We start from the raw sequence: 13245 nt of genomic DNA on the forward strand, positions 1-13245 counted from the left end.
CACGGCCTCGCGCCCGGCGTCACTCCCGGGGCCCGCCCGGGGAGGAGGGACGGATGTTCTGGTTCAGGTGGAACAGGTTCCCCGGGTCGTACGTCTGCTTGACCTCGACGAGCCGGTCGTAGTTGCCCTTGTAGTTGGCCCGGATCCGGCTCTGGTCGTCGTCGGCCATGAAGTTGATGTACCCGCCCGCCTCCGAGTGCGGGGCGGTCGCCTCGTAGTAGTCCCGGACCCAGGCGATGTTGGCCTCGTTGTCGGCGGGCTCGGGCCACATCCCGGCGATGACGGTGGCGAACGACGCGTCCCGGTAGGCGAAGGCCGTCGCATCCGGTGCGACCCGGTGGCAGGCACCGTTGATCGGATAGACGTGCACCGTCGAGTTCACGGCGGGGACGCGCGGCCCGTGCTCCACGTGGGCCGCGATCGCGTCCTCGGTGAGCTCGGTCACGAAGTTGGCCTTCCAGTAGTGCTGGAGGCCGGGCGGGACGAGCGCGTCGAAGGCGCTGTTGAGCGCGGGATACGGCATCGGGCCGACGGCCTCGGCGACGACCGGGGCGAAGTCGTGGAAGGGCCGGAGGGCTTCCTCGCCCTCCTCCACAGGCCCTGCCCAGCAGGCCACGATCAGGGCGAACGTATCGCCGTGCCGGTCCTCCGGGATGAACGGGAGCGGCGGGGCGATCTGGAAGGCCGGGAAACCGCCCAGCTGCTCCGGAGCCCCGGCGATGAACTCGGCGAACGACTGCAGCACGGTGGCCGCGCTGTCGAGTTCGTAGAGGATCGGGCCGCCGTAGATGTCCTTGACGGGGGACAGCCGGAACTCGAAGGACGTCACCGCGCCGAAGTTGCCGCCACCGCCGCGCAGCGCCCAGAAGAGGTCGGCGTTCTCCTCCTCGCTCGCGACGAGCATCCGGCCGTCCGCGGTCACCACGTCGGCCGAGATCAGGTTGTCGCAGCTCAGGCCGAGGCCGCGGGCGAGGTATCCGATCCCGCCGCCGAGGGTGAGCCCGCCGACGCCCGTGGTGGAGATGATCCCGCCGGTCGTCGCCAGACCGAACGCGTGCGTCGCCGCGTTGAAGTCGCCCCAGGTCGCGCCGCCCTCGGCCCGTGCCGTCCGGCGAGCGGGGTCGACGCGGACGCCTCGCATCCCGGACAGGTCGGCCACGACGCCGCCGTCGCAGGTGCCGAAGCCGGGCACGCTGTGCCCGCCGCCACGGACCGCGAGGTCGAGCCCGTTCTCGCGGGCGAAGTCGACCGCGGCCATGACGTCACCGGCGTTCGCACAGCGGACGACGGCGGCCGGCCGCCTGTCGATCATGGCGTTGTGTACCTTGCGCGCCTCGTCGTAGGCGTCGTCGCCGGGGGTGACGACCGTCCCGCGTACATGTGCGCGCAACTCGTCGATCGAGGGCTTGCCCATCGCCGTCGCTCCTCGTGTGCGGGCTTCGTCCGACTCGTCTTCCACGCTACGCCGATGCCGTGGAGACGGCAGAACCGGCCGACGGCAGTGCCGTCGGCCGGTTCCGTGAGGGGCGGGGCGCGGGGCCCGGGTGCCCGGCGCGGGGGTGTCCCGGGTGTCCGGTCAGTGTGGTGACCGGGCGCTCCTGATGCGCGACACCGCGGCGCCGACGAATCCGGCGCCGATCAGGACCAGTACCGTGTTGGCCGGCACCGAGCCGAAGGCGTCGATCGCGGTGAGTCCGAAGAGGACGAGCGCGGCGGTGATCTCGCCCGCCACGATGATCTTGCTCATGTCACTCCGTCCAGGGCAGGGGCCCGGCGGCCGGTCCGGCCGCCGGACCCCTGCTGTTGTCACGTCGTGCGGTCAGAGCATCCGCTTCCAGAAGCGAATGTTCCGGTAGAACCGCCAGCCGCTGTACGAGCGAACGCGAGGGTACCTGGTCCGGTTGAACCCGGACTTGCCGATCTTCCAGGCGTTGGGAACCGTACGGGTCATGAACCCGCTGACGGCACCCCAGCCGGCGGCCTTGGCCGTACCGCGCCAGGTCATGCGGCCGCCGCCCGCCCAGTACGTCATGGCGCCGACGGCAGCGCCCGCGGCCACCGCACAGACGATGGACACACCGCAGCCGATGGCCGCCGCGATGCCCACGCCGTAGGAGGCCACACGCCACGTGGTGCGCCAGCCGCCCCAGGTGCGGAAGCTCTTCCACTTCTTGCGCCAGCTCCACTTGCCGTCGAGGTCGTAGCGGTTGACCGGGTCGGCGTGCGTGTACTCGTACGCGTTGGCGTTGCCCCCGTAGACCGGGTCCGTGGAGAGGAAGCGGCCGGTGACGGGGTTGTAGAGGCGGACGCCCATGAGGGTGAGGCCGGTGAGGGTCTCGGTGGAGCGCTGCTTGGCGCCGAGCCAGTTGTAGCGGGTGGCGGCCTGTCCGGCGCGCGGGTTGCCGTACTCGTCGGCGTCCAGCGCCACCGGCGGCTTCGAGGTGTCCAGCGGGAGCTGGAGCGCGACGTCACCGTGGATGGTGGTGAGCTGGAGGACCGTGTCGCCGGTCTTGCTGGTGGTGGCGGCCAGGTCGCCGGAGGCCGAGTCGACGTTGCGGGTGAGGGCACCGGTGGCGGTGTCCTCGACGATCCAGCGCGGGTTGTCGCCGTCGCTGTCGTAGTGGTTGACCTTGGAGCCGGTCTGGGTCCAGGTGGAGCCGCTGCCGGTCTCGGTCTTCCAGGAGCGGAAGCGCAGCGCGGCGTCGAGCTGCCAGGTCTGGCGCTTGCCGCCCGCGGTCTGCTGGTACGCCAGGTCGTTGGCGTAGTACGACAGCGTGCTGCCCGGCAGCGCGGTGGTGCGGCCGAACGCGTCGTACGTGTAGCCGGCGTCGACCAGGCGGTCACCGCTGTCGTACGTGTGGGTGGTGGTGGTGCCTCCGGTGGTGGGGCAGTCGGCGCCGGGGGTGCCGGCGGCGCTGGTCAGGGTCTTGCGGTTGGCACGGCCGTCGAACGTGTACGTCCGCTTGGTGCAGACCGTGTCCGCGGTGTCCTCGACGGTGGTCAGGCGGCCGGTGGCGTCGTAGCCGTAGTCCTGGCCGGACCAGCCCGCGTGCCGGGTGACCTGGCCGTGGACCGACTCGGCGACCGTGTCGGAGTACACCTGAACACCGTCGGAGTCGCGGGTGTAGGTGCGCTTGAGCGCCGAACCGGTGGTGTCCTCGTCCTGCGTGAGGGTGTAGCCGCCGGGCAGCTTCTCGGAGCTGACCGAGCCGTCGGCGTCGTAGGTGGGCTGGAAGGCACCGGCGATGGAGTCGGTGGTCTTCGTGGCCAGGCCGCGCGGCTCGGCCGCGTGGTCGTAGGTGTACGTGACGGTCGACGGCGTGTTGTCGGCGACCTTGACGGGCCGGTCGAGCAGGTCGTACTCGGTGGTCGTGACACCGCCGTCGGCGTCGGTGTAGGAGGTCTGGCGGCCGAGCTTGTCGAACGCCTTGGTGAGGGTGCCGCCGGTCGGCGAGACCGTCTTGAATGCCTTGCCGGTAGCCGGGTCGTACTCGGTGGTCCGCTCCGGGACGGCCTGGCCGGTGCCGCCGGTGATGGCGACGGTCGTGACCCGCCCGGCCGCGTCGTACGCGGACGTGGTGGTACGCGTGGTGCCGTTGGCGGTCTCGGTCGTCTTGGCCGGGTTGCCCCACCAGTCGTACTCGGTGGTGGTGGTCGGCAGCTGCGACGGGTTGGACCCGCCGCCCGTGATCGCGCCCGCCGGGCCGGTGGAGCAGATCCGGTCGGCCCACTCGGGACGGCCCTGGCAGGTGCCGGTGCCGGTCGCCGACCAGTACGTGGTCACGCGGGTGGCCGCGTCCGTGCCGGTCGCACCGGGCGACAGCTGCTTGGTGATGCGGCCCTGCGCGTCGTACTCGGTGGTCTCCGTGAGGGCGAGACCGCCCGGGTTCTTCACGGTCTGAGTGGCCAGGCCCTTCGGCCAGTCGAACACGGTCTGCGTGGTGCGGCCCTCACCGAGGACGGTGGGGTGCTCGCGGACCTGGGCGCCGGTGGTGGTCTTGGTGACCTGGTCCTTGACCTTGGCGGTGCCGTCGGTGGGACGGCCCGCGTCGTACTCGTTGACCGTCCAGCTCCGCGCGGTGACGGACGTGGCGGCCGGAACGAGCACGGTGGAACCCGACTTGAGGTCGGCGGTCAGGTCGATCCGCCGCAGCGGGCCGAACTCCTCCAGCTCGCGGGTGCCGGTCTCGTTGTAGACGGACGTGGTGGACAGGAGCGCGGCGCGCTCGGCCGACGGCAGAGCGGCGATGCCCAGATCGGCCTGGGCCGCGCGGTCGGCGGCAGTGACGCCGAGCGCGAGGGCCCGGTTGGCTGCCGTCAGTTCGCGGACGGTGTTGCCGAAACGATCCGCCTCGCTGGTGGTGATGTGCCCACCGGGCTTGGCCTCGTTGACCGAACGGCCCGAGACGCCCAGGTAGGAGACGTCGGCGCGGGTGTAGTCCGCAGCCGCGAGCGCGTCACCGGTATGCGAGGCGGGGACGGAGTCCGCCGGGAAGACGGCGGTCGCGTCGGTCGGGGCGTCGGTCTGGCCCCAGGCCTTCACGTCGCCGGCGCCCATGGCGTAGGGGGCCTTGGCGCCCGTCAGCGGGACGTCGTAGACCACCGAGGTGGACGCGGTGCCCTGCTCGACGTCCTTGGTGCCCTGCTGGAGGCCGGAGCGCGAGGCCTTGAGCAGCATGCCGGCACCGGCGGTGGCGGCGTTCCCGGCCTGGCCGTAGGCGAACGTCCACGGCAGTTCGCCCGCCGGGGTCAGGCCGGTGACCCGGCCCGCCGAGTCGTAGCCGTACTCCGTCTTCAGAGCCGGGGTGATCAGCGGGTTCCAGGCCTGGCGCAGCCGGCCGGAGGCGTCGTAGGCGTACGTCTGCACGGCCTTGGAGGTCGCGGCGGCCGCACCGGGCTCGGTGGACCACAGCCGGACCTCCCTGACCCGGTCGAGGTAGTCACCGAGGTCGGAACCGGTGGCGGTGGTGGCCGTCGCGTAGACGAACTCCAGCGCGCGGCAGCCCTTGGTGGCGGGGGCCGCGGTGCAGGCGGCGGCCGAGGCGCCCGAGGTGGGGGCGATGATCCGCTTGGGGCGGGCCAGCTTCTTCCCGTCGACGGTCACGGTCTCCGAGACGGTCGTGGTCTCGGTGTTGGCCAGGCCGTTGAGCAGGGTGCTGGACACCTGCCAGCTCTCCACCGCGGGGTCGGTCTTCGTGAACTGCGTGACCGTGCCCTCCGTGTCGGAGAGCGTGAACGAACCGGTCACGCTGCCGGTCAGCGTCAGCTCCTCGGAGCCGGGCTCGGGTATCCAGGAGGTCTTCGCCGCGTTCGCGGTGAAGTGCAGCTCGTTGCCCTCGGGGTCGACCACCGCGACGGCGGTGTCGGAGGTCTTCCGCAGGTGCGAGTACTCGGATTCGGTGGCCCCGGAGACGGTGCCGGAGACCCACTCCTTGCCGAAGATCGCGGCCTGGCCCTCCTGCTGCGCGCCCTTCTCGGGGGTGCGGGAGGAGGCGGTCCGGGAGACCGAGAGGCCGAAGGCCGAGATGTCGGTGGCGGAGAGGGTGTAGTCACCCGTGAGCAGGTTGACCGAGCCGGGGCCGACCTCGTCGGTCGCGGCGCCGGAGGCGTTGCGGTCCACGACGACCGACAGGGGTTCGGTGGCGCCGGTCGCAGAGTTGGGGCCGGTGAAGTCGGCCTTGATCTGCACGGTGCCGTCGGGGTCGACGGTGTCGGTGGCGTTCCAGACGACACCGGCGTTCTTGCCGTTCACCAGCGGGACGGGCCACGTGGTGAGCGGGGTGCCGCCGGAGGTGACGTGGCCGGGCGGGATCTGGACCCACGGGTCGGCCGCGGAGCGGCGCCAGGAGAAGGACACCTTGTCGTACTTGCTGCCGTCGGCGTCTGCCACGAGGGGCAGGCGGCGGGCGGTGCGCTCGCCCTCGCTGGGCTGGACGAAGCCGCCCGGGCCGGCGTGGAAGGTGTAGTCGATCGCCTCGGACTTGTTGTCGGCCTTGTCGACCGCCCGGACCTGGAGGGTGTGGGTGCCGTCCTTGGGCGGGGCGATGGAGATCGCCTTGGCGCCGGAGGTGCCACCGGTGGCGACCTTGGTCCAGGTGGTGCCGTCGAGGGACCATTCGAGCCAGTTGTGGTCGGCGGCGGGCGGGGTCACGTTGAAGACGCCCGCTTGGCCCGCGCCCTTGACCCACGCGTTCGACGGGTAGTCCGTCGAGGTGATGCCGGTGGGGGCGGAGGGGGCGGCGGTGTCGACCGTGAAGGTCTTCCAGGCCGACCAGCCCAGGTTGTAGTGCGTGCCGTCGTACGGCGAGGTGCGGAACTTGTACGTCTTGCCGTTGGTCAGGACCCCGGCGGGGACGGTGACGGAGGCCACCTGCCCCGAGGCGACCCACGGCGAGACGATGACGTTCCCGACCTGCGTGTCGGTCGCCGAGTCGAAGATCTGGAAGGTGCCGTTGACCTTGTCGCCGTTGGCGTCGACGAAGGTGTCGCGGAGCGTCGGGGTGAGCGTGTTGACGACGTAGGCGCCGCCGTAGGAGAAGAAGGGGGCGCCGGCCTCCTGCTTCGTGCCGGTCCGCGGGCGGTAGTTGTAGGTGACCGTCAGCTTGGGCGGGTTGGAGGCGGCGTTCGCGGAGTTGACCCGCTTCCATTCCTTGCTGTCGTTCTCGTCGGTGGCCCGCAGGCCCATGCCGGAGTAGGCCCACTTGTTGTTGGACCAGTGCTGCACGAGGTTCTTGACGTCGGCGGTGATCCAGCCGTCGGCGGTGCAGGACGTGTTGCCCTTGGTCTGCGTGGAGGTGGCCATCTTGGTCACCATCGCGGGCTGGTTCGTCCAGCGCGAGGAGGTGGAGGCGTTGTTGGCCGTCCAGACCTCCCAGGGCTGGGCGGCGCATTCGGGCGCGTTGCCGGAGTGGAAGTTCCACAGGCTCAGGGTGGCGCTGGAGATCAGCGCGTCGGCGACGGGGGCGGTGTTCCAGGTGATGAAGGAACGGGCCGTGCGCCAGGTGCCGTCGGCGTTCTTGGTGCCCGGGTTGCCGAGGTCGAGCTCGGTGTCGTTGGACCAGTCGACGGTCTCGCCCTGCTGGACGTAGGTGTCGAAGAGGTTCCCCAGCGTCGAGGTCGACGGGTCGACCGTCACCGGGTACTTGGTCGCCGGGTCCGCCAGGAACTCGGCGTCCGGGGTGAGGACCAGGTCCACGCCGCCCTTGGTCTTGACGACCTTCATGGCGACCTTGGCCCGGCGGGTGTGCTCGCCGGAGGCCTTGTCGACCGTCGCGTCCCACATCACGGGCGCGGGCATCGTCGCGGTCTTCTTGGACTTCCGGTCCGTGAAGAGCACACTGCCGTCGGCCTGCTGCGTGACCTTGAGGCCCTTGGTCTTCAGCGGCAGCGTGTAGGAGAAGCCCGCGGCGGGCTTGGCCTTGACCTCGACGAACTGCTCGAAGCCGGTACGGGTCGCCTCCACGACCACGTCCGCACCGGGCACGGCATTCTCGTAGGTGGCACGCGTACCGTCCAGCTTCGGGGCGGGCAGACCGCCGCGCCACTGCAGCGTGACGGCGTTCTCACCGCTGCCCAGCGTCACCAGGTCGGTGGCCGGGGCGGCCTGCGCCGCCTTCAGCGAAGCAGCCTTCGCACCCGACTTGCCCGCCAGGCGCAACCCCCGCGGGTGCGCCTTGGAGGCGACCGAACCGTCCTTCTGCGCGGCGAGCGTGATGTCGACGGGCTGCCACTGGCCCGTCGCGCCCTTGAAGCGGACCGGGCCGGCGACGAGCTCCGTGGTAAGCGATCCGTCCTTGTTGGCCCAGGTCGTCGAGGCTTCCGTACGCTCGGAGAGCGCCTCGACGCGGTGGCCGTACAGCCGGGCCGCAACCTGCGCGGACCGGATGTCGGCAGCGGACTGGGCCGTCTCGTCCGATTGCCGCACACCGGCCGGCTGCTCCGGCGCCGGGGCCGGGGCCGCGAGGGCGGACTCCGACCCGTAGAGCACCGGCGCGGTCATCAGCAGGGCCACGCCGACTGCGGTCGCCCGCAGGCCACCCGGCTTTCTCCCTGCCGAAAGACGGCGTGGAGATGGCGAATTCATGTCTGCTCGGAAAAGCAAGATCCCCCCAGGAATTCAGCGGATGCAGGCGGCCGCCGGATTGCCGGCGGCCGCCGCGTCGAAAGCTAAATCCCGAGTGGAGATCAAAACCGAATCAAATGCGATCAAAAGTGGAATCAGGACGCTCAGGTTGGCTGGAAACACACCTGGGGCTCGGCGTGTTATCCACCAGGCGAGACGTGAACACGTCTTTGTTCAAGGCCAGTTGACCAAGAGGACGGCTGGGAGACGACCGTGGTTGGGCCAGTCCCGGCCAGAATCCGGGACGGCGACGGCCAGGACCTCCGGTGCGGTTGCGCCGGAGGTCCCGACCGGATTTCTCGGCCCGGTCGCCGTCCTGGTCAGGGACCGGCCAGCCGCAGGCTCCAGCGGCGCGAGGGGTGGTTGTCGCAGTCGAACTGCAGCAGCCTCAGGTTGTTGGCGGAGAGGGTGCCGCCGTCGAACGTCGCGCACTTGCCGGTCTGCGCGTTGATGAGCTCGTAGGAGCTCCTCTCGCTGTCCCAGTTGACGATCTCCCAGCGGCGCGAGCGGTCCGAGTCGCAGTCGAACTGGACCAGGGGAACGTTGTTCTCGGTGGACCGGCCGCCGGCGACGGTCATGCACTTGCCCGTCTGCACGTTGACGATCTGGTACGAGCTGCCGTCGCCGTTGGTGAGCCGCCAGCGGCGAGAGGGGTCACGGTCGCAGGTGAACTGGACCAGTTCGACGTTGTTGTCGGTGGACCGGCCGCCGGCGACCGTCCCGCACTTGCCGCTCTGCAAGTTCACGAGCTGGAAGGTGCCGGTCCGCGGCAGGGCGACCGCGGGAGCGGGCAGCAGCATGATGCCCCCGGCCGCGAACACGGTCACCGTCGTCACGAGACGACGCGTCCGGGCGTTCTTGCGCATGGGTGTGCTCCTCTCCGCATGCTGCGAGGGAGACCGGAAGAGCCTTCGCGGCCGCCGCTCGGGCGGCCTGCCGGTGGGCCCATCTCACTATCAGCGCCCCCGGCACGGCCCGCAACCGGGCGGCCGGGGACCGCCGGGGGTCCGGCAACGGCCGGAAGGGGCGCCCCGGCTCAGCCGACGAGGAGGTCCTTCTTCAGTCGCTTGAGCTCGCGGGCGTCGATGCCGAGGCCGTCCTTCAGGTAGTCGTCGAAGGAGCCGAACTTCGCCCCGGCCTCCGCGAAGCCGGAGTTCAGGTACTCGGCGCGCACGTCGAGGAGGGGCTTGTACACGGCGGCCTGCTGCGGCGGCAGGTGGCCGAGTACGGCGTCGTTGGCGGCCCTGCGGTAGTCGTTGCTGGCCAGGTAGTCGGACATGACGGTCCCGGCCGGGACCCCGAGCGCGGTCAGCAGGGCCGCGGCGGACCAGCCGGTGCGGTCCTTGCCGGCCGTGCAGTGGAAGAGGACGGCACGGCGGTCGTCGGCGCGGATCCCGTCGAAGACGTCCGCATAGGCCTTCCGGCCGCCCGTACCGCTGACCATGGCCTTCTCGGCGTCGATCATGGCGGTGACGGCCTCGTCGGGGGTGCGCGGCAGGGACTGGAAGGAGCCCGAACCCGCGAAGACGTCGGCGACGACGTACGAGGCGCCGGCCGGGACCCGGTCGGGGGCCCTGTCCCGCTCGTCCTGCATGCGCAGGTCGAACACGGTCCGGATGCCGAGGCGGCGCAGCTTGCCGAGGTCGTTCGCGGTGAGCTTGTCGAGGGCGTCGGAGCGGTAGACCTCGCCCATCCGCACCCACTGGCCGGAGGCGGTGCGGTAGCCGCCCGCGTCACGGAAGTTGGAGGTGCCCTCGAGCCGGACGAGCCGGTCGGCCAGGCGCAGGCTCCGGCCGCGCTCGGGGTCGAAGGTGAACCACTGGCGATCGGCGGCGGGCAGGCCGGTGACGACGGCCTCGCCGTGCGCGCCGCCGCGGGCCACGACCTTGCCGCCCGCCTTGATCGCGACGCGGCGGGTGCCCTCGGCGGCCCACTTCACCGTGTAGGAGCCGTCGGCTCCGGCGGTGACGGTGGCCTGGGTGAAGGGGATCGCGGGGTCGTGGTGGTGGGCGCCCGGTCCGGCGGTGGCGGCCGGGGCCGCCGTGAGGGAGAGGGTGAGCGCGGAGGCGACGGCGGTCGCGGCGAGGAGTGCCTTCTTCATGGCACCGAGGCTCGGGTCCGCGGGAGAACGGCCGCTGAACGGTGAATGGCCGGAAGCGGCCGCCCCGGAGGCAAGTGGCAAAACGTGCCACCTTTTGAATCCGGCCGTTCTGCGTGCGTTCTTCGCTCACTTACGGCCCAGGTGACGGACTGCGTCCGGATCCGACCGATGCTGTCCGTTACAGTGCTCCGCCAGGGCCAGTTGGGGGGTTCCAGTGAGCTCAGCGAGTTCAGCAGTGGCAGGTATTTCCGCCGGAGTATGGGGCAGGGCGGAGCAGCAGGACTTCCGCAGCCGCGTCCGCGGAGCGCTGCTCGGCGGTGCCATCGGCGACGCGCTCGGCGCGCCGGTGGCCGGGCTCTCCCTCGACGGGATCCGTGAGACGCACGGCCTGGAGGGGCTGACCGAACCGGCCCCGGCGTACGGACGGCGGGGCGCGGTGACCGCCTCCACGCAGCTCACCCTGTTCACCGTCGATGGCCTGATCCGGGCGCACGTACGCCGCGACACCGGCGCCTGGCACCCGCCGACCGACGTGCACCGGGCGTACCTGCGCTGGGTGGCGACGCAGCACGACTGGGGCCCCGACGAGCGGCGCAAGGACAACGGCTGGCTGGCCCAGGAGGAGTGGCTCTACGCCCGGCGCGGCCCCGACCGGGCCTGCATGACGGGATTCGGCGACGAGATCCTCGGCACCCTTGACACCCCGAAGAACCCCACGGCCCGGGACGCGGGCGCGACGGTCCGCTCGGCGCCCTTCGGGCTGCTGGTCGGCTGGGAACCGACCCTGGTGCTCCAGCTGGCCGTGGAGTGCGCGGCGCAGAGCCACGGGCATCCGACGGCGTACCTGTCCGCAGGGGCGCTGGCGGTCATCGTGCACGGGCTGACGCGCGGGGACACCCTGGACGCGTCGGTGCAGCGGGCACTCGGCCTGCTGGGCCCCCGACCCGGCCAGCAGCCGGTCACGGACGCCCTCCAACGGGCCCTGGGCGCGGTCCGGCAGGGCCTGCCCTCGCCGAAGCTGGTCGAGTCCCTCTCCCCCGGCGACGGCCGGGACGCCGAGGACGCGCTCGCCGTGGCCGTGTACTGCGCGCTGGTCGCCGAGGACGTCCGGCACGGGCTGCGGCTCGCCGTGAACCACGGCGGGGACTCGACGGCGACGGGCGCCCTGTGCGGGGCCCTGCTGGGAGCACTGCACGGGGAGACCGCCCTGCCCGCCGCATGGCTCGCGGAGCTCGAGGGCCGGGCCACCGTGCTCCAGCTCGCCGACGACTTCGCCATGGAGATGACCCAGGGCCCCTCCCTCCACGGCCCCGCCGTCTCCTCCCCGGGCTGGCTCGCCCGCTACCCGCGCGGCTAGGGGGTCGGCCCGGCTCGGGGCACGAGCCGGGCGAGGTCCAGGTCGAGCGGGAACGGGACGGGTGTGACGAGTCGCTCCCGGTGGATCCCCGTCGCGACATGGGCGCCGGTGACGGTGTCCAGCTCGTACGTGTGGACCGTCGGTGAGCCCTTCTCGTCCTCGACGCGCCAGAAGTGCGGGACGCCCGCCTGGGCGTACTCGAACGGCTTGAGCGACCGGTCGCGGTCCGCGGACTCCTCGGCGACGACCTCGACGACCAGGACCACGTCCTGTGGCGCGAACCCGGTCCGGTCGGGGTCGTAGCCGGCCGAGCTGATCAGGATGCCGGGCTCGGGGCGACTACTGCGGTCCAGGCGTACGGTCATCTCCCGCTCGGCCTCGTACCCCTGCGGGGCCGCATGCCGGAGCGCGAAGGTGAGGTTCTCCACCACCCGCGCGTGCCAGGAGCGCTGGGGCCGGGTACCCGGCCCCAACGTAGTACGGCGGCGCTGCCCGAAAGGGCAGCGCCGGGGGCCGGGAACTGCCCGCGGGGCTGTGGGCGGCGCGGGGGCGGGCGGGGAGCATGGTCCCGAGAGGGGTGAGGGCCGTGGTCAGCTGCGCCCGGTGCGGCAACCGGTGTCAGGCAGGCGAGCAGTTCTGCGGTGCCTGCGGACTGTTCCTGGAGGGGAACCCCGTCGCGGTGCCCGAGGCCCGGCAGCCGGAGCCCGCACCGCAGACCCCACAGGCAGCACAAGCCGCACAGGCACCCCAGGCACCCCAGGCACCGCAGCAGGCGGGACCCGCGGGTCCCGCGATTCCGCCGCGGCCCGCGCATCCGCCCGGCAATGCCGTACAGCCCCGCGAGGGGCAGCCCGGACAGGAGCCGCCGCGGCCCGTACGGGAGCCCGATCCGCAGGAGGCGCCGCCGCAGGCCGGCGACCTGGTCTGCGGCCAGTGCGGCAGCGGGAACGTCCCCACCCGCCGCTACTGCCGGCGCTGCGGGTCCTCACTGGCCGACGCCGTGCCCGTGCCCCGGCCGCCGTGGTGGCGGCGGCTGCTCACCCGGCGGCCCCGCAAGGAACACCGGGCCGGGGACAGGCCCCCGCTGCGGATCTGGCGGCGCCCCCGGTTCGTCCTCCCCCTGCTGCTGCTCCTCGTCGTCGCATCGCTCGCGTACGCCTTCCGGGGCGAGGCCGACCGGGTCGTCGAGTCGGTCAAGGACCGCACGGGCAAGACCGAACAGCTCCACGCCGCCCGCGTGACCGCCTCCAGCCGCCACCCGCAGCACCCCGCCGCCCTCGCCGTCGACGGCACCACCGACCGCTACTGGGCCCCGGCCGCCGCCGGATCCGGCGAGGGCGAGTACCTCGAAGCCGTCTTCGAGGCGCCCGTCCGCCTGCTCGAGCTCGTCGTGCACCCCGGCAGCTCGCCCGTGGCGGAGAAGTTCCTCACCCAGGCCCGGCCCAGCCGCATCCTGGTCACCGTCACCGCCGACGACGGGCGGCGCACGGAGAAGGTGATCCGGCTGGCCGACGCCCCCGGCAAGCAGACCTTCCACGTCCCCGTCAGCGCCGCCGTCCGCGTCCGGCTGACCGTCCAGGCCGCCCACGGCACCGGCTCCGGCCGCCGTCTCGCCCTCGCCGAGGTCGAGTTCTTCAAACGTCGGTAACGCCGGCAGCGGCGACG

Annotated in this window: 8 protein-coding genes; 2 read left to right on the forward strand and 6 right to left on the reverse strand. The window is 72.0% G+C overall.

What is annotated here, in order from left to right:
* Nucleotides 1-19 precede the first annotated feature (19 nt).
* From ACZ7H1_RS05375 to ACZ7H1_RS05395, 5 genes are all read right to left on the reverse strand, one after another.
* Complete coding sequence (locus ACZ7H1_RS05375) at nt 20-1414, reverse strand: FAD-binding oxidoreductase (RefSeq protein WP_470783920.1); 1395 nt, start codon at nt 1412-1414, stop codon at nt 20-22.
* A 162-nt stretch (nt 1415-1576) separates the two neighbouring features.
* Nucleotides 1577-1747, reverse strand: a complete 171-nt coding sequence (locus ACZ7H1_RS05380; RefSeq protein WP_470783922.1) for a hypothetical protein — start codon at nt 1745-1747, stop codon at nt 1577-1579.
* A 72-nt stretch (nt 1748-1819) separates the two neighbouring features.
* Nucleotides 1820-7999: a DNRLRE domain-containing protein gene (locus tag ACZ7H1_RS05385; RefSeq protein WP_470784022.1), complete on the reverse strand. Its 6180-nt coding sequence runs from the start codon at nt 7997-7999 to the stop codon at nt 1820-1822.
* Nucleotides 8000-8442: 443 nt separating this feature from the next.
* Nucleotides 8443-8988 carry an RICIN domain-containing protein gene (locus ACZ7H1_RS05390; RefSeq protein ID WP_470783924.1) on the reverse strand — a complete coding sequence of 182 codons (546 nt, stop codon included), beginning with the start codon at nt 8986-8988 and terminating at the stop codon, nt 8443-8445.
* A gap of 170 nt (nt 8989-9158) precedes the next feature.
* On the reverse strand, nt 9159-10223 hold the full coding sequence (locus tag ACZ7H1_RS05395; protein WP_470783925.1) for a tyrosine-protein phosphatase: 1065 nt from the start codon (nt 10221-10223) through the stop codon (nt 9159-9161).
* A 235-nt stretch (nt 10224-10458) separates the two neighbouring features.
* On the opposite strand from ACZ7H1_RS05395, the gene ACZ7H1_RS05400 reads away from it, so the two are divergent.
* Entirely contained in the window at nt 10459-11580 is a 1122-nt protein-coding gene (locus ACZ7H1_RS05400) for an ADP-ribosylglycohydrolase family protein (protein WP_470783927.1), read from the forward strand.
* Here the strand turns inward: ACZ7H1_RS05400 and ACZ7H1_RS05405 are convergent.
* Nucleotides 11577-12053 (reverse strand): Uma2 family endonuclease, encoded by a 477-nt coding sequence (locus ACZ7H1_RS05405; protein ID WP_470783928.1) that lies wholly within the window; start codon nt 12051-12053, stop codon nt 11577-11579. The two genes, ACZ7H1_RS05400 and ACZ7H1_RS05405, sit on opposite strands and share 4 nt — an antisense overlap.
* Before the next feature lie 113 nt (nt 12054-12166).
* Here ACZ7H1_RS05405 and ACZ7H1_RS05410 point away from each other — a divergent pair, with 113 nt between their 5' ends.
* Nucleotides 12167-13228, forward strand: coding sequence for a discoidin domain-containing protein (locus ACZ7H1_RS05410; protein ID WP_470783930.1), 1062 nt, complete (start codon nt 12167-12169; stop codon nt 13226-13228).
* Nucleotides 13229-13245 lie beyond the last annotated feature (17 nt).

This window comes from Streptomyces sp. NPDC037401, assembly GCF_055602345.1.